Source organism: Actinotalea endophytica, from assembly GCF_025717005.1.
Lineage (GTDB): Bacteria > Actinomycetota > Actinomycetes > Actinomycetales > Cellulomonadaceae > Actinotalea.
In genome coordinates, this window is sequence record NZ_JAOVZU010000007.1 from 99,319 (window position 1) to 119,494 (window position 20,176).

Genomic DNA, 20,176 nt, shown 5'->3' on the forward strand with positions numbered 1-20,176 from the left:
CATCGGTAATCACTACCGATGTTCGCCGCCGCCCCTCGACCGCACGTCTCGCGCCGGGTCAGACTCGGTCCGGACGAGCCCTCGGGCCGTTCGTGGCCACAGCGAGGGAGGCCCGGGTGCGCGAGCGGCTGGTCGGCCTGGTCAAGGCGGTGCAGGTGGGGGCGGAGCGCCGGCAGGGCGCCGACCCGATCACGCGCGCCCGCCTCGACGCCGTGCTCGGCGTCCTGGCCGAGGAGCACGTCGGGCACGACCCCGCGGCGCAGGACCGGATGGCCGGGCTGGCGGACGTGTTCGACCTCGACCCGCAGGCCGTGGACCTGCTGACGGTCGCCGCGGCACCCGACCTCGACCCGAACATCGCCCTGGCCTTCGGGCTGCTGCGCGGTGGCACCGCACCCGCCCGGGCCTCGGTCGGGCTCGCGCTCGAGCTGGTCGGGCTGCCGACCGCGTCCGGAGCCGGGCACGAGCACCTCGGCGCCGGGGCGCCGTTGCGCCGGCACGGGCTCGCCGAGCTGGCCCCCGGGCCGTGGCTCGCCAGGGACCTGTGGGTGCCCGACCGGGTGCTCGCCCACCTGGTCGGCGTGGACCGGATCGACCCGGCACTCGCGCCGGTCGTCGTCGACCCGGTGCCGCTGCCGGAGCTGGACCCGGACGGCTTCGTGGCGGCGGCCGTCGAAGCGGGGGCGCCACTGGTCTGGATCCGCTCACCGCTCGGCGCGGGTGGCCTCTCGCTCGCCGCGGGCGCGCTGGCTGCCGCCGGGGTCGGCTGCCTCGCGATCGACCTGGCCCGGGTGCCGCCCGGAACGCCGCCCGGGCCGCTCGTGGCCCAGGCGCTGCTCGAGGCGGCGCTGCGCGGCGCAGGCGTCGTGGTGGTGCACGCCGAACGCGTCGCCGAGGGCGATCCGGCCGTGCTGTTCACGGCGCTCGCCGAGTCCGTCGTCCCGGTGCTGGCCGTGGGCGAGAAGCCCTGGCAGCCCGCCTGGCTGCCGTTCCACCCGCTCGTGGTCGAGGCACCGGCCGTCACGACGGCCCACCGCAGGGCGGTCTGGGACGACCTGCTCGGCGCCGAGGTGGCCGACCACGACCTGTCGACGCTCCGGCTCGCACCGGAGTCGATCGCCGATGCTGCGCGGTACGCGACCACCCAGGCCCTCGTCGCCGGCACGGAGGTCTCGTCGGAGGCGGCGCGGGCCGCGGCGCGCCGGGTCGCCGGGTCCATGACCTCCGGCCCGGCGCAGGCACCGCGGCGCGCGCCGTCGTTCGACGACCTGGTCCTGCCCGACCACGCCGCAGCGACCCTGCGGCGCCTGGTGTCCTGGGCGAGCCACCGTGAGGAGGTGCTCGCCGACGGCCGCCTCGTGGACGTCGGCGGCAAGGGGACCGGCCTCGCGGCGCTGTTCAGCGGGAGCCCCGGCACCGGCAAGACCCTCGCCGCGCACGTCGTCGCCGCCGAGCTGGGGCTGGACCTGTTCCGGGTGGACCTCGCCTCGATCGTGGACAAGTACATCGGGGAGACCGAGAAGAACCTCGAGCGCGTGTTCCACGAGGCCGAGAGCCTGCACGTGCTGCTCTTCTTCGACGAGGCGGACGCCCTGTTCGGCAAGCGGTCCGACGTCAAGGACGCCCACGACCGCTACGCGAACCAGGAGGTCGCCTACCTCCTGCAGCGGATGGAGAGCTTCGACGGGATCACCGTCCTGGCGACCAACCTGCACGGCAACCTCGACCCGGCCTTCAGCCGGCGGATGAGCTTCATCGTCCACTTCCCCGACCCGGACGAGGCGACCCGTCGACAGCTCTGGCAGGCCCACCTGGACCGGGTCGGGACCGACCCGGCCGACCCCGTGGACGTGGCGCACCTGGCCCGCCAGGTCGAGCTCGCCGGCGGCGACATCCGCAACATCGTGCTGGCCGCCGCGTACGACGCGATCGCGGCCGGCGAGGTCGTCGGCATGCGCCACGTCCTGGCCGCGCTGGTCGCGGAGTTCCAGAAGCTCGGGCGACGCGTCCCGGTGGACGGCTTCGCACCGAGCGGCACCCCTTCGGAGAGGAAGTCCGACGATGGCAGCTGACAGCGAACGCCGCAGGGCCCCGCGCACGGCGCCGACTCCGGCGGCCCCGCAGGTCGCGCCCGCGGTGCCGCACCAGGACGCTCCCGGCGAGCTCGCCGTCGCGGTGCCCGGCGTCGCGGTCGACCTGCGGCGTCGATCGTCGGTGTCCGACCCGCTCGGCGGCACGGCTGCGTCGGCCGACGTGAGCGCGGCCCTCGAGCGGCGCCGGGGACGCGGGCGCCCGATCGAGCCCGCCGTCGCCGAGTCGATGGGCAGCGCGATGGACGCGGACTTCAGCGGCGTGCGCGTGCACGACGACGCCGAGGCCGACCGGATCGCCCGGTCGGTCCAGGCCACCGCGTTCACCGCCGGCTCGGACATCTACTTCACCCGCGGCACGTACGCTCCGGGCACGCCGAAGGGTGACCACCTCCTCGGTCACGAGCTCGCGCACACCACCCAGCAGCACGCGCCCTCGGCGGGCTCCGGCCCGGTCATCGGTCGCGCCGACGACCCTGCCGAGGCCGCGGCCGACGCGATGGCGAGCCGGGCGGTCGCGCGGCTGCAGCGCCAGGCCGCCCGGGTCGGCGGCCCCACGGACGAGGTCACGAACGAGGCGGGCGCCGAGCCGGCCGCCGCGAGCGCCTCCGGGCGGCCCACACCCCGCGCTGCCGAGGGCGCCGCGGCCGGTCCCGACGCGCTACGACGGCAGACGGCACTGATGGGCACGACCACGATCCGCCGCTGGAACCCGTTCAAGAAGGTCTTCGGCCGCAAGAAGAAGAAGTCCAAGGGGAAGGGGACGCCGGTCCCGGTCGGCGTCGCACCGGTCAGCGTCGGCTCGGTCGCCGCCGCACCGACGACCCCGGCCCCCACCCCGCCCCCGGCGTGGACGTCCGCCTCGACGTCCACCAACCCGACCGCTGCGTCGTCCGGCCCCAAGGTCGGCGCCAACCGTACGACGCCGCCGCAGGCCCCCGACGCGAACCTCCCGGCGCCGACCGTGGCCCCGGTGCAGCAGCCGACCGACCCCGTGCAGCAGCCGACCGGTCCGGTGCAGCAGCCGACCGACCCCGTGCAGCAGCCGACCGGTCCGGCGCCCGAGTCGAGTGACTCCGGGACGGGATCCGCGACGTCCACGAACGCGCCACAGGCGCAGGCGAGCGGGCCCCAGGCGCAGACCGACGCGCAGACCGACGTGCCGACCGAAGAGGTGGCGCAGGAGGCGGCCGAGGACGCGACGAAGTCCCCGAAGCAGCTCCTCGAGGAAGCGTTCGACCCGCAGACCGCGCCTTCGAGCAACACCGAGGCGAAGGCGCGGATGGACGCGCTGCGTCCGCTGATCAGCACGTTCGACGGTGCCACCAAGAAGACCATCGCCGCCGATGCGGACCTCATGGCGAAGGGTCGCGCGCACCTCGGCGACCTCTACTACATGTCGCTGCTGGCCGCGGTCGACATGTACCGCCAGCGCACCACCACCCAGGGGCAGAAGGTCAACCACCACCTGAGCGGCGCCGAGGCGGACCAGTTCATCACGACCAACGTCAACGACTACCCGCACATCAAGCCCTTCATCACCGAGGCGAGCGCCGCGGGGAAGAAGGGCGAGGGGTACGTGGCGACGGTCTCGCCCGAGGACTGGGCGATCGTCTATGCGGCGCAGAACCCGGACGCGACCGCGTCGAGCGAGGCGAGGGTCAACGCGTTCATCGGGAACAAGAACGAGGACCGTCCCGCGATGCTGCACGCCGACCGCGGCACACCGAGCACCGCGATCCACGAGAGCATGCACCGCTACTCCGTGCTCAACGTGCTGCGCACGTTCGGCTCGGGGCTCAACGAGGGCATCACGGAGTTCTTCACCCGGATGCTCACCACGAAGAACGCGACGCCCACCAAGGACGGCGGCCCGGAGCGGGACAACTACCAGAAGAACGTCACGTTCGTCCGGGCCATGCTCCGGGTGCTCGGCGCGGACCAGGAGTCGCAGGAGACGGTGCTCGCCGAGATCTACTTCAAGGGCGAGGTGGCCAAGCTCGAGCAGAAGTTCAAGGACTCGTGGAAGGCTGCTGACGCGACGCTCGAGCAGGCGGAGCTCGACTCGAAGTGGTCGGACCTCAAGGCCGCCCTGTCGGCCCAGGACTGGCCGACCGCCACCGGCCTGCTGCCCCCGGCATGACGACGTGCAAGGAGACCCGATGACCGGCATGGACGCTCACCGCGACCGCATCCTCGCGCTGCTCGGGCTGGCCGACGACCCCGAGCTCCGCGTGGCCGACGCCGTGCCCGCGGCCGAGGACGTCGACGCCGTCGACGCGATCGGGTTCGACTGGCCCGGTGAGCAGGCGCACATCACCGTGTACGCGTTCGACGACTACTTCCAGGCGTCCGACGCGCAGGAGCGTCTGCTCGGCTACGCCCGCCTGACGGACCTCGACGTGCAGACCACCGTGAACGGCGACCTGCTGCTCTGGGCGGTAGCCCCGAACGCGGACGAGCGGGCTCGCCGGCGCATCGCCGACCTCGCGAGCGAGTTCGCCGGCGAGGAGTGATCCGGCGCGAAGCGATCCGGCCGCTCCGCGCCGCCGGACCCGACGGCGCTCAGGTCTCCAGGGTCTTCACGCTGCCCGCGTTCAGGATCTGGATGACGCCCCCGTACGCGCACGTGCACGTGGCGCCCTGGGTCAGCGCCGGCTGGCCCCCGACCAACGTGGTGGTGGCGCCGCCGACCCACGGCGTCGTCGCCGGGATGCACGCCATCGGCGTCAGGACGCCGAGCGCCGCCGTGGTCGCGGCGAGCACCTGAGGGTTCGCCAGGCTCGTGCACATCCCGAACGACGGGAGGTTCACCAGCGGCGCCGAGTCGGTGATCACCGCGGCGGGCTTGCCCTCGATGAGCACGCGGGCGACCGGGAGCACGTTCAGCGTGGCGGGGGCGAGGCCGAAGCTGCACTGCAGCATCGCCGTCGCGGCCGCGGCCGGTCTGCCCATCTGTCGGTCCTTCCGTCGCGGTGCCGGGCCGCTACAGCCCTGAGCCCTTGACCGAGCTGGTGCGCTGCTCGCCCGTGGTGGTGATGAAGCACGTCACGTCGCGGTCGCCGCCGGCCTGCCAGCCTCGCGCGGACGGCAGCAGGTAGGTGAAGAACAGCGACGAGTCCCGGTAGTCCGCGCCGACGTACCCGGCGAACGCCTCGAGGCACGCACCGTCGGCGAACGCCTTGAGCGCCGCCTCGCCCGGGTAGGGCGTCTCGGTGGTCCCAGCGGTCTGCGTGGCGGTCTGCGCCGCAGCCTGGTCCGGGTACGGGACCAGCGCGTAGACCTCCTGCTCGTGCGGCTCGGTGCACGGCACGACGGTGACGTTGGTGACCTCGGCGGTGATCTCGGTCGGGGCGCGCAGGCAGTCGCCGGGCACCGCGTCGAGCACCGAGACGACCTGGGTGTCGCCCCGGTTGAACAGCGAGCACCCCGCGAGGGACAGCACCGCGAGCGTGGCCGCGGCCGCGCGCGCCACCGGTGACCTGCCGACCACGCGTGCGCGCATGCACCTCTCCGACCTCGTCCGCGGCGGCCACCCGGCTGCCGCGATCGACGCTAGCCGCCGTCCGGCGTGGCGCCCTCCGTAGTCATTGCGGATCTTCTCGACGGGGCCGCCGCCCGCAGGCCGCACTCCGGGCCGTGCCCCCACGGCGGGAAGCCGGCAGCTCCGCACCGGATTCCCGCCCGGCCCGGGCCGGAAGGTGGTCGAATGGAATTCTTCCGATGTCGGAGGCGTGACATGTCCCGCAAGAAGGTTCTCGTCCTCGGAAGCAACTTCGCCGGCCTCACCGCCGCGATCGCCGTCAAGCACGAGCTGCACGGCGACGTCGACGTCTCGGTGCTCTCGGCGAGCCGCCGCTTCCTGTTCAACCCCTCACTGATCTGGCTCCCGTTCGGCAAACGCCGCGCGAGCGAGATCACGTTCCCGGTGGAGCCGACGTTCGAGCGGTACGGGATCGACTTCACCGAGTCCGCGGCCACCCAGATCGACCCGGTGGCGAAGAAGGTGACTGCCGCGAACGGTGACGTCCGGGACTACGACTACCTGGTGGTCGCGACCGGCTACCGCAACCGGATGGACGTCGTCCCCGGCCTGACCCCGGAGAACAAGGCGTACACGATCACCACGCTCGAGGACGCCGGCCTCGCCGGGCGCGGCTGGCGGGAGTTCCTCGACGACCCCGGGCCGATCGTCGTGGGCGCCACCCAGAGCGCCGGCTGCTTCGGCGCGGCGTACGAGTACCTGTTCAACATCGCCTACCAGGTCAAGAAGGCCGGCCTGCGCGACCGGGTCAAGATCTCGTTCGTCACGTCCGAGCCGTTCCTCGGCCACTTCGGGATCGGCGGGCTGCCCGCGGGCGAGCAGCTGCTCACGATGTTCCTCAAGAAGAGCGGCATCGAGGCGTACCACAACCGGTCGGTCGAGAGCATCGAGCACGAGCGGCTGACCCTCACCGACGGCACCCGGCTCGACTTCAAGTACGCCATGATCGTGCCGCCGTTCCTCGGCCAGGAGGTCAACAAGACCGCTCCCGGGCTGGCCAACGACGCGGGCTACGTCGAGGTGCGAGACACCTACCAGTCCAAGACGTACGACGACGTGTACGGCATCGGCATCGCCGCGCACGTCAACGCACCGTGGGTGACGCCCACACCGGTCGGCGTGCCGAAGACCGGCTTCCCCACCGAGCAGATGGCGCACACCGCGGCCCGCAACATCTCGAGCCAGGTGCTGGGCCTGGACCCGACCGAGCTCAGCCCGTTCGCCGAGATGCCGGCGTTCTGCGTGATGGACGCCGGCAACAACGGCGTGATGATCCTCGGCAACAAGATGCTGGGGCCGGACAAGGGTCTGATGATCCCCGGTCCGCAGTCCCACGCGCTCAAGCTGGCGTTCGAGCGGTACTTCCTGTGGAAGGCGAGGCGCGGGTACGTCCAGCTGCCGTAGCAGTGGTGGGCGTCCGGAGAGGAGTCCTGATGCGACGTCTGCTGATCGTGGCAACCCTCGGTGGTGTCGCCGCGCTCGCGGCATGCAGCAGCGGAGGCGACGGCTCGGGGTCCGGCACGCTGGACCTCACCGGAACCTGGACGCTGCAGTCCGGCAGCACGTCCGCCGGCGAGATCGCGGTGACGCCCGACGCACCGGTGACCATGGACGTCGCCGACGACGGCACCGTGAGCGGCACGTCGGCCTGCAACCAGTACACGACCGCGGTGGAGGTCGACGGGACCGACGTCAGCTTCGGGCCCGCCGGCGTCACGATGATGGCGTGCCCCGACGCCGTCATGGCCGTCGAGACCGCCTACCTCGGCGCACTCGCGGACGTCAGCTCGGGCGAGCGCGACGGCGACTCCCTGGTCCTCACCGGGGGCGGCGCCGAGCTCGTCTTCGCCCCGACGTCGTGAAGGTCCAGCTGCTGTACTTCGACGGGTGCCCGGGGTGGCAGGTCGCCGAGGCCCGACTGCGCGAGGCGCTCGCCACGGTGGGGAGCGCCGCCGCGGTCGAGCGCGTACGCGTGGAGACGCCCGAGGCCGCCGAGGCCCTGCGCTTCCACGGCTCGCCCTCGGTGCTGATCGACGGCGAGGACCCGTTCGCGCCGGTCGGCGCGACGGTGGGCCTGGCCTGCCGGCTCTACCGGACCCCGGACGGCGCGGACAGCGCCCCGACGGTGGCTCAGCTGGTCGAGGCGCTGGCCGGCCGCGACCTCAGCTCGCCAGCGCGGTGAGGGCCGCGCCGATCCGGGCGCCCGCGTCGTCCGCGTAGGTGCTGAGCCCCGCGACGTCCGTGACCGCCGGGATCAGGTCGGGGTCGAAGATGTGCACCTGGCAGCGGCTCGGGCCGGTCGCCCGGACCACGACGCTGCACGGCAGCAGGACCCCGATCCGCGGGTCGGTCGTCAGGGCGCCTTCGGCCAGTGCGGGGTTGCAGGCACCGAGGATCACGTAGGGACCGACGTCCACCTGACGCTTCGCCAGCAGGGTGGCCTGCATGTCGATCTCGGTGAGGATCCCGAAGCCCTGGGCCGCCAGTGCCTCGCGGGTGCGCTGCACCGCCGCGTCGAAGGGCAGGTCCACGTCCGCCGTGCGCTCGAACTGCATCACGACCTCCTTGTTCGCTCGTCCGGCCGGTCCGGCGCGACCACGTCGACCGCGCACCCGGCTCCTCTCGTGTCTAGCACCGCCGGGTGGCGTTCGTGCGCCGGACGACGTGTCGTCGAAGATCGGCAGGCGGCCCCGTCCAGCAGTAGCCTGGTGCGGGCCGCCACGGGCCCGCCTGCTTCTACGGAAGGAACGCGCGACGTGAGCAACTTCTGGGACTGGTTCTGGACCGTCTTCCTGATCTTCGCCTTCACCGCCTACCTGTTCGCGATCTTCACGATCGTGATCGACCTGTTCCGCGACAAGACCGCCTCCGGCTGGGCCAAGGCGATCTGGATGATCTTCCTCATCTTCCTGCCCATGATCACCGCGATCGTCTACCTCATCGCCCGCGGCGGCGGCATGGCCGAGCGCTCGATGGCCGAGGCCCAGACGGTCAAGGCCGCGCAGGACGACTACATCCGCTCGGTCGCCACGACGAGCCCGGCCGAGCAGGTCGCCAAGGCCAAGGAGCTGCTCGACGCCGGCACGATCACCCAGGCCGAGTTCGACGCCCTCAAGGCCAAGGCACTCGCCTGAGCACCGGGCGTCGGTGACCCGACGCGCTCGCACGACGCAACGCCGGTCCGACGAGACCCAGCGCAGGACGCTGGAGCCGCCGGGCCGGCGTTCGTGTCGTGCCAGGCCCTGAACCGGCTCGCCGGGCGGGTCCGACAGGTCCACCACTGAGTGTCGTCCGCCCCGACCGTGCTACTCGGCGTCGGTCACGTCCGCGACGGTCGCGCCCAGCGCGGCCACGAGGTCGGCTCCGTCGACCAGCGCGGCGACGCCGTGCGCACCCGCTCCGATCGAGACCGCGCGGCCGAGCACCCGCTCGTCGGCGACCACCGGCCAGGCGACGAGCGAGCCGAACGGGGTGATCGTGCCCCGCACGTACCCGGTCGCGTCCCGGGCGGCCGCGGCGTCGGGCATCGAGAGCCGGCTCACGCCGAGCAGGGACCGTAACCGGGGCCACGCGATCGTGCGCCCACCGGGCACGAGCACGAAGACGTGGTCGTCCTCGCCGCGCCGCACCACGATGCTCTTGATCACCTGTGCGGGCTCGAGGCCCCGGACCGCGGCCGCTTCCTCGAGCGAGGACACCGGGCCGTGCCGGCTGATCGTGTAGGCGATGCCGGACGCGTCGAGCGCCGCACGGGCGCGCGTCTCACCGTCGTCGTGTGCCATGGCTCCAGGGTGGCCCTAGGGCCCGACCTCGACGACCTGGGCGGGCGTGAAGACCACCCGCACCTCGACCTGGGCGCCGAGCTCGGGCGCGAGCGCTGCCCTGAGGTCGGCCACGTCCGGCAGCACGCCGGGACCGCTCGCGTGGACCTCGACCTGACGGCCGTCGACGCTCACGCTGGTCGCGATCACCTCCGTGTCCGCGAGCCACTCGGCCACCGCGGCGTCGGCCGCGACCTGACGGTCGTTCGCGACGAGGAGCCCCTCGGAGGTGAACAGCAACGGCACGGTGACGATCAGCGCGAGGGCGACGAACGGCAGGAGCGTCCGGCGGAGCCGACGGCCGCGGTCGAGAAGCGCGTCGGGCTCCACGAACCCGGTGAGCAGGAACACCAGCACGGCGGAGAGCACGATCGCCACGAAGTTGGTCACGAAGAGCAGCGCCGCGCCCGCAGCCGCCGACGGGTGCCCGCTGGTGAGGCAGATGCCGACCACCGACAGCGGCGGGACCAGCGCGACCGCGATCGCGACCCCGGCGATCGACGAGCTGACCCGCGTCGCCACCGTCGCGTAGGCGCCTGCGGCGCCGGCCGCGACCGCGATGAGCAGGTCGAGCAGGTTCGGGCTCACGCGCGAGGTGATCTGGGAGTTCGAGTCGAAGGCGATCACCGACGGGAGCCACGACGAGAGCGCAACGGCGATCACGACCGCGGCGAGCGCGCCGGCCACGACCAGGAGCAGCGAGCGTGCGCCGCGCCCGCTCCAGCCGTTCACGAGCGCGCCGGCGAGCCCGAGGATCGGTGTCATCAGCGGGGCGACGAGCATCGCGCCGATCACCACGGCGGTGGAGTCCTGGAGCACGGCGAGGGTGGCGATCGCGACGCTCAGCCCGAGCATCACCCAGAAGGCCACGATCTTGCCCGCCCGGCCCGGCGGCTCCATGTAGAGCTGCTCGCTGATCTCCTCGCGGCGCTCCGGGCCGAGGTCGGCGTCGCGCACCCAGGCGAGGACGATCTCGACCACGGTGGTCAGCGAGCGGTCGAAGTCCGGGGTGTCGGTGCGCGCCGCGCGCGCGCCGTACAGGAGCATCAGCGCGCCGATGATCACCGCGAGCATGCCGCCGATGAACACCAGCCCGCCGGCGAGCGCCCGCGGCGAGAGCACGGCGAGCGCGCCGAGGCCGAGCGACATCAGCGCGGCGACGAACCGGGGACCACGGTTGGTGCGCAGCAGCGCGGCCGAGACGAGCTGGACCATGCCGCGGAACAGCAGGTAGAGGCCCAGCAGGAAGATCAGGGACAGCGCCACCCAGTCGGCGCCGATCAGGAGCACGGCCGCCATGGCGAGCGACCCCAGGCCGCGCAGGCCGAGCAGCAGCCGCGACCACACGCGTCGGTCGGACCCGCGCCGGAACGTGGTGCGCAGGTCACGGGCACCGGCGACGCCGAGCACGACGCCGAGGCCGAACCGGGCGACGGTCGTCCCGATGCTCGGGATGAGCAGCGCAACGAGGCCGAGCACGACGGCGGTGGCACCGGTCGTCGTCGCCCGGTTGGTCCACCTGCCGAGGCGCCCGCGCCACACCGTCCAGTGGCCCGGGCCCCGATCCTGGGCCGGACCCGGGTCCGGCCCGGGGTCCTGACCGGGGGCGGTCGAGGTCACCATGCACCCCGAGTACTCGCCGCGCGAGACCGTCCAGCTGCCACGGTGGTTCCTCCTTCAGAAGGCCCCTCGGCCGGCTCCTCGCAGGTCCGATCGGCCAGACGGTACCGCACGGTGACCAGGGGCATCCTGGTCACCACTCCGCACCGCCGTGGGCGTCGAGGAAGCGCTCGACCTCGGCCAGCTCCTGCGCCGTGAGCCCGGGTGTGGTGCCGGGTCGCAGCAGTGCGGCCGGTAGCCCGGGGTGCCGGGCCCGCAGCTCGTCCGCCACCTCGGGGACGAGGTCGTCGTCGGTGAACACGTACGGGCGCGGCTCGTCGTCCAGCCATCGCGAGATCGCCTCGGTCTTCCACCACGGGGCCGACGTCCAGCCCGGCAGCGGTGAGCACACCAGGTCGTCGGGGTACGGCGTGACCGGCCAGTCCGGGAGCCCGAGAGCCGGCGCGAGGTTGTCGCGCGCGTCGTCGCCCCAGGTGGTGCACCAGACGATCTCGGCGAGACCGGAGCGGTGCACCGCCCACAGCCCGGCGAGCAGCTCCGCGGCGACGGTGACCGCGTAGACGCGGCCCGCGGCCGGGACCTCGACCGACCGGTACGTCCAGGCCGTCCCGGCGACCGGCGGCGGGAAGGCGTTGATCACCCCGTCGACGTCGAGGAACCACCAGGGTGCTCCCATACCGGGACCCTAGTAGCCGCTTCGACCGGACCGGCCGCTCGGGCCGGCGGACCGGTCGGGCCCGGGCCGGCCGCTCGGGCCCGGGTCGGAGGTCCCTCCCCACTCTACGGTTCATACGGCAAACTGAGTTTGTGCGATGAACCTTGATGGAGGTGGCGACATGCGCACTCCCGAGACGCGTCTGTTCCAGTCGTCGTGGGCGGACGGTTCGCTGGACCTCGTCGCCGGGACCGCCGTCGTCATGATCGGGGTCGGCTTCTGGCTCGACCTCGTCTGGACGACGGCGGTCGCCCCGCCGCTCGCGCTCACCGGCTGGTACGTCCTGCACGGCCGCGTGGTCGCGCCCCGCGCAGGACGCGCCGTGCTCCGCCGCGATCGGCGGGAACGCTCGCGGCGCGAGCTCGGCTGGTCGGTCGGCCTCGGAACCCTCGTCCTGGTCCTCACCGTCGTCGCGGCCGTCCTGCACCCGGACCGGGCTTCGGACGCCGTCGACGGCCTCCCGGCCGTCCTGGTCGCGCTGCTCAGCGGGGTCTCGGCGGTGCTCACCCGATCTTCCCGGTTCGCCTGGTACGCCGCGGTGCTGGCCGTCGCGGGCGTCCTGACCGTGCTGGTCGGCGCCGGGCCTGGCGCTCCGCTCGTCCTCGGCGGCGCGGTCGCCGCCACGACCGGCGCCATCCTGCTCGGCCGGTTCCTCGCCGACACCCGTGAGACCGAGGAGTAGCCGATGCGCAGGAACACGACGCTCCCCACCCTCGACCCGCTGGTGCACGAGCCGGCGCGGCTGCGGGTCCTCGCCGTCCTGGCCATGGTCGAGTCCGCCGACTTCATGTTCCTGCTCCGCCAGGCGGAGCTGAGCCGCGGGAACCTGTCCGTGCAGATGACCCGACTCGAGGAGGCGAACCTCGTGGTCGCCACCAAGAACGTCGTGGCGGGCCGGGTCCGGACCAGCTACCGACTCACCGACGCAGGCCTCGCCGCACTGCGCACCTACCGGTCCGCGATGCGCGAGATCCTCGCCGCGATCCCCTGAGCACGCTCGCGGCGGCGACAACCGGCCGCGAGCGACCTACCCTGGACGCAGACCCGAGGAGGCCGCCATGACCAGCACCCGCCACGACGTGCGCGCGCAGATCCCGCAGGACGTGCGCGACCACCTGGACGCCGCCCGCTCCGAGCTCCGCAAGGGCCTCGAGACGTTCCTGCCGCCGGAGTTCTTCACCCACCGCGACGCGGCCCGGCGCGAGATGCTGCTCGCCTGGCGCGCGGGTCTCGACGCCGCCATCACGCGGATGGACGAGAAGGGCGCCAAGCCGGCCCCCGCGCCGAAGGATGCGCCCACCGCCGACTGAGGCGCGCCGCCCGATCTTCAGGTACCCCCTCCTGCCACGGGGTGGCGCCGACGTAGCATCCGGAGATGCCCCTCCTGGAGCGTGAGGCACCCCTCGCGGCGCTCCGGGCCCACCTCGACGACGCCGCGGCGGGCCACGGACGCCTCGTCGTCGTGGCCGGCGAGGCCGGCGCGGGCAAGTCGACGTTCGTCGAGGCCGCGCTCCGGGCCGCGGACGGGTCCGCACGAACCGCGGTCGGCTACTGCGACGGCTCCTCCACACCGGCCCCGCTGGCGCCGCTCGCCGAGATGCTGCCGTCCCTGCCGGCCGACGTGTGGCCCGAGGGCGCCCCTCGCCAGGAGGTCTTCGCGCGACTGCGCACCGCACTCGCCGCCGACGGACCGCCCTTCCTGCTGGTGGTCGAGGACGCGCACTGGGCCGACGAGGCCACTCTCGACCTGCTCCGCCACCTCGCCCGGCGCGCGCACCTGCTCCGCGCGGTCGTGGTGGTCACGTACCGCAGCGAGGAGGTCGGGCGCGGGCATCCCTTGCAGGCCGTGCTCGGCGACCTGGCGACCGCCGCAGGCCTGCGCCGGATCGACCTCGCTCCTTTGACCCCGGCCGCTGTGGCACAGCTCGTCGCCGAGAGCGGCGCACGCGACGTGGACGCCGTCGAGCTGCACCGGCTGACCGGTGGCAACGCGTTCTTCGTCACCGAGGCGCTGGCCGCGGGCGAGGGGCTGCCGACGTCGGTCCGGGACGCCGTGCTGGCCCGCACCGCGCGGCTGACCGAGCCGGCCCGGGCAGCCCTCGACGTGGTCGCCCTGGTCGGCCCGCGGGCCGAGCCGGAGCTGCTCGCCGCGCTGCTGCCCGCCGGCCTCGCCGTGCTGGACGAGCCGCTCGAGCGGCAGGTCCTGCAGCTCGTCGGCGACGATGTCGCGTTCCGGCACGACCTGGCCCGGCTCGCCGTGGCCGAGCAGGTGCCGGCCTTCCGCCGGGTGGCCCTGCACGAACGCATCCTGGACGTCCTCGAGACGAGGTCCCGGGAGAGCGGCGCCGCGGTGGACGAGGCGCGGATGGCCCACCACGCCGAGGCCGCAGGTCGAACCGACTCGGTGCTCCGCCACGCACCGAGGGCAGCGGCCGAGGCGGCGGCGCTCGGCGCGCACCGGGAGGCAGCCGAGCAGTATCGGCGTGCACTGCGCCACGCGGCCGACCTGCCACCGCAGGACCGCGCAGCGCTGCTCGCCGCGCTGTCCTACGAGTGCTACCTCACCGACGAGATCACGGCGTCCCTCGAGGCACGCCGGGCCGCGCTGGAGATCTGGGACGAGGCCGGTGACCGGGAGCGGGTCGGCGACAGCCACCGCTGGCTCTCCCGCCTGTCCTGGTTCGCCGGTCTGCAGGAACCGTGCCGAGAGCACGCCCGGCTCGCGGTCGAGACGCTCGCGGGCACCGACTCGGTCCCGCTCGCCATGGCGCACAGCAACCTCGCCCAGATCGCGATGCTCGCCGGTGACCTCGCGGGCACCAGACGTTGGGGAGCCTCGACGCTCGCCGTGCTCGACCGACTGCCGGCCACGCCGGGCGCCGACGAGGTGCGGATCCACGTGCACAACAACATGGGTTCGGCGGAGATCACCAACGGCGACGCCGAGCGCGGGCGCGCCCTGCTTCGGGACAGCCTCTCCCGGGCCCTCGCGGGCGGCCTCGACGAGCACGCGGCCCGCGCCTACTGCAACCTCGCCTGGGCCGCGGTGACCCAGCACCGTGGCGCCGAGGCGCACGACCTCCTCGACGAGGGGCTCGAGTTCTGCCGCGAGCGCGACCTCGACTCGTGGGCCCTGTACCTGCAGGGCTTGCTCTCCCAGCTGCTGCTCGACGAGGGCGACCCGAGGGCGGCGCTGCGGGAGGCCGACGACGTGCTGCGGCACACCGGGGTCTCGGCGATCAACCGCATCCAGCCGCTCACCGTCGCCGCGCGAGCGCGCGCAGGTCTCGGCCGCGCCGACTGGCAGACGCCGCTCACCGAGGCGGCCGAGCTCGCCGCGCGCACCGGCGAGCTGCAACGGATCGGTCCCGCGGCCGTCGCCGCAGCCGAGATCGCCTGGCTCACCGGCGACCCGGAGGCCGCGCGGGCAGCCGTCGCGCAGGCCTGGGACATGGTCGACGCCGCGGACAACCCGTGGCAGCGGGGCGCGATCGCCGTGTGGCTCGACGCAGCGCTCCAGGGACGGCCGGGCGATCCCGGTCCCCCGCTGCCCGCCCCCCATGCCGAGGCGGTCGAAGGTCGCTGGCGCGAGTCGGCCGAGGAGTGGTCCGCGCTGGGCCGCCCGCACGAGCAGGCGCTCGCCCTCGCGCGGTCCGGCGACCGTGACGACCTGGCACGCGCGGCGGAGCTCTTCGACGACCTGGGCCTGCCGGCAGGTGCGGCACGCGCGCGCTCGCTGGCCCGGGCCCGCGGCTGGGTGCTGCCGCGCGGCGCCCAGCGGTCCACCCGCGAGCACCCGGCGGGCCTGACCGCGCGCGAGGCCGAGGTGGCGGCGCTCCTGGCCGACGGCCTGACGAACGCCGCGATCGCCGACGCGCTGGTGATCTCACCGCGCACGGTCGAGCACCACGTCGCCTCGATCCTCACCAAGCTGGGCGTGACGTCCCGGCACGAGGTCCGCGCGCCCGCCACGGACGCACCGCGCTGACCGACACCCCCACACGGTCAGGCAAGAGATGGGTACCCGGTGCCGCCGGGATGGGTACCGGGCACCCATGCCCGGGTCGTCGGCGCGTCGGTAGACCTGAGGGCGTCGGCACGAGCCGGCATCCCCCGGCGCTCGAGGGAGCGCCACCCGATCAAGGAGCATCACCATGCCGCTGTTCATGGACGTCCACACCCTCGACGGCTCGGTCACGATGGACGACGTCGCCACCGCGCACCAGGCCGACCTCGCCACGCAGGGCGACCACGGGGTCAGCTACCTGCGCTACTGGGTCGACGAGGAGGCCGGTCAGATCTTCTGCCTGGTCGAGGCGCCGGACGCCGAGGCCGCCAACACCGTGCACCGCGAGGCCCACGGCCTGGTCGCCGACAAGATCTTCGCGGTCCAGGAAGGCGCCTGACCGTGGTCGTGCTGCAGCCCGGTCGCGCGCCCGAGGCGCCGGCCGGGCCGCGGCGCGGACCGCGGCGCGAGCTCGCGGTCAGCTACCTGCGCGTGCCCGCTGCCAGCACCCAGACGAGTCCGAGCCCGGCCGCGACGAACAACCCGACCCCGGCCCCGAGGTAGCCCGACCCGACGAGCACGGACGCAGCCACCAGCAGCCCGGTGGTGAGCACCGCACCGGAGAGCCGGTCGACGGCCCGCCCGACCGAGCGCAGCGCACGCGTGCCCTGCTCGTCACGCACCGCGAGACCCTTGGTCTCCGCCTGCGCCAGGACCCGGCCGAGCTGGCCCGGCAGCGCGACGGAGGCCATCAGGGCGTCGAGGATCTCGTCCACCCACGCCCCGATCCCCGACGTCGCCTCGTCGGCGACCAGCCGCCGGGCGTACGGCGCGAGCTCTTCCCAGACGTTGAAGTCCGGCTCGAGCCCGGTGCACATGCCGGACAGGATCGCCACGGTGCGCACGACGTAGATCAGGTCTTGCGGCACCTGGAACGGCAGGTCGAGCAGCAGGTCGCGGTACTGGTGCGCGAACTGGCGCACCTCGTCGGGGTCGATGTTGCGCAGCTCGCTCATCGACATGCCCCAGTAGCGGTCGAACACCGCGGCCTCGGCGCGCTCGATCGCGTCCACGTCGGCCCCCGGGAGCAGCATGCCCAGCTGCTGGTAGGCCTTCACCACGCGGGACGCGTCCCTGGTCCCGACCGCCACGACCAGCTCGCGCAGGGTGACCCGCACGCCGTCCGGGATCCGCGCCACCATGCCGAAGTCGACGAACGTCAGCCGCCACCCGTCGGCTCCGCCGTCCGGCCCGGGCGTGACGAAGATGTTCCCCGGGTGCGGGTCGGCGTGCACGAAGCCGTCCTCGAACACCTGGCGCAGGTACACGTCGAGCAGCCGCGAGGCGACGTCCGCCCGGTCGATCCCGGCCGCGGTGATCGCCGCATAGTCGGTGATCTTGATCGCCGAGACGTCCTCCAGGGTCAGGACGCGCTGCGCGCTCAGCTCCCGGACCACCCGCGGCACCTGGACCCCGGGGTCGTCGGCGAGGTTCGCGCGGAACTGGTCTGCGTGGTCGGCCTCGAGGCGGTAGTCGATCTCCTCGTAGAGGGTCGCGGCGAACTCCCGCAGCAGCGCCGGGACGTCGGCGTGCGCCCGGATCGGCCGGTAGCGCATCAGCCAGCGGCCCACCCGGGCGAGCGCCGCGAGGTCGGTGTCGACGATGGCCTTGATGCCGGTGCGCTGCACCTTGATCACGACGTCCCGGAAGCCGGCCTCGTGCTCGGGCGTGAGCGTCGCGCGGTGCACCTGGCCGAGCGACGCGGCCGCGAGCGGAACGGTCTCGACGCTCGCGAACAGCTCGCTCAGCGGAGCGCCGAGCTCGGCCTCGGCGAGCGCCCGGATGTCCGCGAAGTCCTCAGCCGGCACCTCGTCCTGGAGGTTCGCCAGCTCGGCGGTGACCTCGCGCGGCAGCACGTCGAGCCGGGAGGACAGGAACTGGCCGATCTTGATCATCACGCCACCCATCCGGATGGCGAGCGCCCGGAACCGCACGGCCTCACGCCGGTACCGCTCGGTGGCGCCGCGGCGCACCCGACCCGCGAACCCGATCCGGCGCAGCACGAGGTCGAACCAGATGAACCGGGTGATCATCCCCGCGAAGAACGTGAGAATGTGCAGGTACCGGCCGCGCAGGCGGGACGAGGTCATCGGGCCTCCAGCCGGTGAGGGGTCACCGGCAGCATGCCACGCGCAGCGGTGCGACGGCGGACGAGCGAGAGGCGAGAACGCATGACGTACACACGGGACTCGATCCCGGACCTGACCGGGCTCACCGCGGTCGTGACCGGCGCGAACGGCGGCCTGGGCCTGGCGACCGCGGCCGCGCTCGCCGCGAAGGGCGCGCACGTCGTGATGGCCGTGCGGGACCGGGCCAAGGCCGACGAGGCAGTGCAGACGATCCGCGACGAGACGCCGGAGGCGAGCCTCGAGCTGGTGTCCCTGGATCTCGCCTCGCAGGAGTCGGTCAAGAACGCGGCCCGGCAGATCGCCGCGGCCCACGCGACCGTGGACATCCTGGTCAACAACGCCGGCGTGATGGCCACGCCCGAGCGCCGCACGGTCGACGGCTACGAGCTGCAGCTGGGCGTGAACCACCTCGGGCACTGGACGCTCACCGCGTCGCTGATGCCCGCGATCCTCGCCGCGCCCGCGGCCCGCGTGGTGTCGGTGACGTCGACCGCGCACCACATGGGCCGGACGCTCGACCCGGACAACCCGCACCTGGACGGCCGGTACGACCCGTGGCTCGCGTACGGGAACTCCAAGCTCGCGAACTACTACTTCGGTCTGGGCCTGCAACGCCGGTTCAAGGCCGCCGGGGTGAGTGCGCAGAGCCTGGTCGCGCACCCGGGCCTGAGCCACAGCGACCTGCAGGTGCGCACCGCGGCCGAGGGCGGCGCGGGCTGGCAGGGCCCGTTCTGGGCGTGGATGGCCGCGCACACCGGGATGGACGTCGAGCACGGCGCGATGCCGCAGATCCGCGCGGCGACCGACCCGGAGGCCAGGGGCGGTGAGCTGTACGGGCCGCGGTTCGTCAACACCGGCCCGGCGGTGAAGCTGCTGGTGCTGCGCCCCGGCCGGGACGAGGGCATCCGCACCCTGTGGGAGGTCTCCGAGCGTGAGACCGGGGTGCCGATGACGATCGAGGTCTGATGGGCGAGCCGGGGACCGGGTTCGGCCCGGCGCTGCGGCACTGGTTCACCGCGCCGCCGCGGCGGCACGGTGAGCTCGACACCGAGCGCACGGTCGGGTTCCTCGAGCTCTTCTACGACCTGGTGTTCGTCGTGCTCGTCGGCCAGCTCGCGCACACTCTGGCCGAGGACGCGTCGTGGTCCGGCCTGGCCGGGTTCGCCGTGGTGTTCGGGCTGGTGTGGATCGCGTGGCTGAACGGCTCGCTCTACCACGAGCTGCACGGCCGCGAGGACGGACGGCACCGGGCGTACATCTTCGGCCAGATGCTCCTGCTGGTGCTGCTCGCGACGTTCGCCGGCCACGCGACCGAGGACGACGGCGCACCGTTCGCGATCACCTTCGCCGTGCTGCTGGCCGTGCTGTCCTGGCAGTGGTGGACGGTGCGCCGGTACGACACCGTGGAGGTCTACCGGTCCTCGGCCGCGCGGTACATCGCGTTCCTGGTGATCGCGATCGTGGTGGTGCTGGCGAGCATCCCGCTCGCTGCGGCGCCGCGGCTGTGGGTGTGGGCGGCGCTGGTGGTGGGCTGGGTGACCGCCAACGCCGTCGCGGCCGCGACCACCCGGAACCGGCCACTCGGCTTCTCGGCGACCGAGTCGATGGCGGAGCGGTTCGGCCTGTTCACGATCATCGTGCTCGGCGAGGTCGTCATCGGCGTGGTCGACGGGATCCTCGAGGCGGACCGCGCGAGCATCGCGGTGGTGACCGGACTGCTCGCGCTGACGGTGGGGTTCGGCTTCTGGTGGAACTACTTCGACGGCGTCGGCCGCCGCACGCCGCACGCGGGCTCGCCGGGCGCGCTCGCCGCGTGGATGGTCGCGCACCTGCCGCTCACCGCCGCGATCGCCGCGGCCGGCGCCGGGATGGTCGGCCTGATCGAGCACGCCGCCGAGGACCGCGCGCCACTCGTGCCCGCGTGGCTCCTCGCCGGGGCCTCGGCCCTGCTCCTCGCGCTGCTGGCGGTGCTCGTCAGGTCGGTGGACCTCGGGCCCGCGACCGCGCTCGTGCCGAGCGTGACCGTGGTGCTGCTGCTCGGCTCGGCCGCGAGCGTCGCCGTCGGGGCGGTGCGACCGGTGGCGTGGCTGCTCGCGCTCCTGCTCACGGTGGTTCACGTCGCGGTCTGGACCGCAGTGTTCTGGCTGAAGGCCCGCGCTCCCCGCGCCGCGGGCGACTAGGCCGCACAATG

At 73.5% G+C, this 20,176-nt stretch carries 21 protein-coding genes; 14 read left to right on the top strand and 7 right to left on the bottom strand.

The window, feature by feature from the left end; genetic code table 11:
- Window positions 1-116: 116 nt before the first annotated feature.
- The 3 genes from OEB99_RS12975 to OEB99_RS12985 are packed head-to-tail and all read left to right on the top strand — an operon-like array spanning window position 117 to window position 4,606.
- Window positions 117-2,072 (top strand): ATP-binding protein, encoded by a 1,956-nt coding sequence (locus OEB99_RS12975; protein ID WP_263577700.1) that lies wholly within the window; start codon window positions 117-119, stop codon window positions 2,070-2,072.
- A complete protein-coding gene (locus OEB99_RS12980) occupies window positions 2,062-4,233 on the top strand; it encodes an eCIS core domain-containing protein (protein ID WP_263577701.1) in 2,172 nt (723 codons plus the stop codon). The genes OEB99_RS12975 and OEB99_RS12980 overlap by 11 nt, the downstream gene beginning before the upstream one ends.
- A gap of 19 nt (window positions 4,234-4,252) precedes the next feature.
- Window positions 4,253-4,606, top strand: coding sequence for a hypothetical protein (locus OEB99_RS12985; protein ID WP_263577702.1), 354 nt, complete (start codon window positions 4,253-4,255; stop codon window positions 4,604-4,606).
- 49 nt (window positions 4,607-4,655) lie between these two features.
- On the opposite strand, the gene OEB99_RS12990 is transcribed toward OEB99_RS12985, so the two are convergent.
- Both OEB99_RS12990 and OEB99_RS12995 read right to left on the bottom strand, forming a co-directional pair.
- Window positions 4,656-5,045: a DUF4280 domain-containing protein gene (locus OEB99_RS12990; RefSeq protein WP_263577703.1), complete on the bottom strand. Its 390-nt coding sequence runs from the start codon at window positions 5,043-5,045 to the stop codon at window positions 4,656-4,658.
- Between the two features lie 31 nt (window positions 5,046-5,076).
- Window positions 5,077-5,595 carry a septum formation family protein gene (locus OEB99_RS12995; RefSeq protein WP_263577704.1) on the bottom strand — a complete coding sequence of 173 codons (519 nt, stop codon included), beginning with the start codon at window positions 5,593-5,595 and terminating at the stop codon, window positions 5,077-5,079.
- A gap of 234 nt (window positions 5,596-5,829) precedes the next feature.
- On the opposite strand from OEB99_RS12995, the gene OEB99_RS13000 reads away from it, so the two are divergent.
- From OEB99_RS13000 to OEB99_RS13010, 3 genes are read left to right on the top strand one after another with little or no spacing between them, the layout of a single operon-like run.
- Window positions 5,830-7,038, top strand: a complete 1,209-nt coding sequence (locus OEB99_RS13000; protein WP_263577705.1) for an NAD(P)/FAD-dependent oxidoreductase — start codon at window positions 5,830-5,832, stop codon at window positions 7,036-7,038.
- Between the two features lie 29 nt (window positions 7,039-7,067).
- Entirely contained in the window at window positions 7,068-7,496 is a 429-nt protein-coding gene (locus tag OEB99_RS13005; RefSeq protein ID WP_263577706.1) for an META domain-containing protein, read from the top strand.
- Window positions 7,493-7,816, top strand: a complete 324-nt coding sequence (locus OEB99_RS13010) for a DF family (seleno)protein (RefSeq protein ID WP_263577707.1) — start codon at window positions 7,493-7,495, stop codon at window positions 7,814-7,816. The genes OEB99_RS13005 and OEB99_RS13010 overlap by 4 nt, the downstream gene beginning before the upstream one ends.
- Here the strand turns inward: OEB99_RS13010 and OEB99_RS13015 are convergent.
- Window positions 7,797-8,189, bottom strand: coding sequence for a DUF302 domain-containing protein (locus tag OEB99_RS13015; RefSeq protein ID WP_263577708.1), 393 nt, complete (start codon window positions 8,187-8,189; stop codon window positions 7,797-7,799). The two genes, OEB99_RS13010 and OEB99_RS13015, sit on opposite strands and share 20 nt — an antisense overlap.
- 201 nt (window positions 8,190-8,390) lie before the next feature.
- On the opposite strand from OEB99_RS13015, the gene OEB99_RS13020 reads away from it, so the two are divergent.
- Window positions 8,391-8,768, top strand: a complete 378-nt coding sequence (locus tag OEB99_RS13020) for an SHOCT domain-containing protein (protein WP_263577709.1) — start codon at window positions 8,391-8,393, stop codon at window positions 8,766-8,768.
- 171 nt (window positions 8,769-8,939) lie between these two features.
- On the opposite strand, the gene OEB99_RS13025 is transcribed toward OEB99_RS13020, so the two are convergent.
- From OEB99_RS13025 to OEB99_RS13035, 3 genes are all read right to left on the bottom strand, one after another.
- The gene (locus OEB99_RS13025; protein WP_263577710.1) at window positions 8,940-9,416 is read right to left on the bottom strand and encodes an aminoacyl-tRNA deacylase; all 477 of its coding nucleotides are present in this window, start codon (window positions 9,414-9,416) and stop codon (window positions 8,940-8,942) included.
- Window positions 9,417-9,431: 15 nt separating this feature from the next.
- A complete protein-coding gene (locus OEB99_RS13030; protein ID WP_263577711.1) occupies window positions 9,432-11,075 on the bottom strand; it encodes a DUF389 domain-containing protein in 1,644 nt (547 codons plus the stop codon).
- Window positions 11,076-11,208: 133 nt separating this feature from the next.
- Window positions 11,209-11,751, bottom strand: a complete 543-nt coding sequence (locus tag OEB99_RS13035; protein WP_263577712.1) for an HAD domain-containing protein — start codon at window positions 11,749-11,751, stop codon at window positions 11,209-11,211.
- Window positions 11,752-11,911: 160 nt separating this feature from the next.
- On the opposite strand from OEB99_RS13035, the gene OEB99_RS13040 reads away from it, so the two are divergent.
- From OEB99_RS13040 to OEB99_RS13060, 5 genes are all read left to right on the top strand, one after another.
- Complete coding sequence (locus OEB99_RS13040) at window positions 11,912-12,472, top strand: hypothetical protein (RefSeq protein ID WP_263577713.1); 561 nt, start codon at window positions 11,912-11,914, stop codon at window positions 12,470-12,472.
- A gap of 3 nt (window positions 12,473-12,475) precedes the next feature.
- Window positions 12,476-12,781, top strand: a complete 306-nt coding sequence (locus OEB99_RS13045) for a transcriptional regulator (RefSeq protein ID WP_263577714.1) — start codon at window positions 12,476-12,478, stop codon at window positions 12,779-12,781.
- A gap of 67 nt (window positions 12,782-12,848) precedes the next feature.
- A complete protein-coding gene (locus OEB99_RS13050; RefSeq protein ID WP_263577715.1) occupies window positions 12,849-13,100 on the top strand; it encodes a hypothetical protein in 252 nt (83 codons plus the stop codon).
- Between the two features lie 65 nt (window positions 13,101-13,165).
- Window positions 13,166-15,778, top strand: a complete 2,613-nt coding sequence (locus OEB99_RS13055; protein ID WP_263577716.1) for a helix-turn-helix transcriptional regulator — start codon at window positions 13,166-13,168, stop codon at window positions 15,776-15,778.
- A gap of 166 nt (window positions 15,779-15,944) precedes the next feature.
- A complete protein-coding gene (locus OEB99_RS13060) occupies window positions 15,945-16,196 on the top strand; it encodes a DUF4242 domain-containing protein (RefSeq protein ID WP_263577717.1) in 252 nt (83 codons plus the stop codon).
- Window positions 16,197-16,278: 82 nt separating this feature from the next.
- On the opposite strand, the gene OEB99_RS13065 is transcribed toward OEB99_RS13060, so the two are convergent.
- A complete protein-coding gene (locus OEB99_RS13065) occupies window positions 16,279-17,946 on the bottom strand; it encodes an ABC1 kinase family protein (RefSeq protein WP_263577718.1) in 1,668 nt (555 codons plus the stop codon).
- Window positions 17,947-18,027: 81 nt separating this feature from the next.
- Here OEB99_RS13065 and OEB99_RS13070 point away from each other — a divergent pair, with 81 nt between their 5' ends.
- Both OEB99_RS13070 and OEB99_RS13075 read left to right on the top strand, forming a co-directional pair.
- A complete protein-coding gene (locus OEB99_RS13070; protein ID WP_263577719.1) occupies window positions 18,028-18,951 on the top strand; it encodes an oxidoreductase in 924 nt (307 codons plus the stop codon).
- Complete coding sequence (locus OEB99_RS13075; RefSeq protein WP_263577720.1) at window positions 18,951-20,165, top strand: low temperature requirement protein A; 1,215 nt, start codon at window positions 18,951-18,953, stop codon at window positions 20,163-20,165. The genes OEB99_RS13070 and OEB99_RS13075 overlap by 1 nt, the downstream gene beginning before the upstream one ends.
- Window positions 20,166-20,176: the final 11 nt, after the last annotated feature.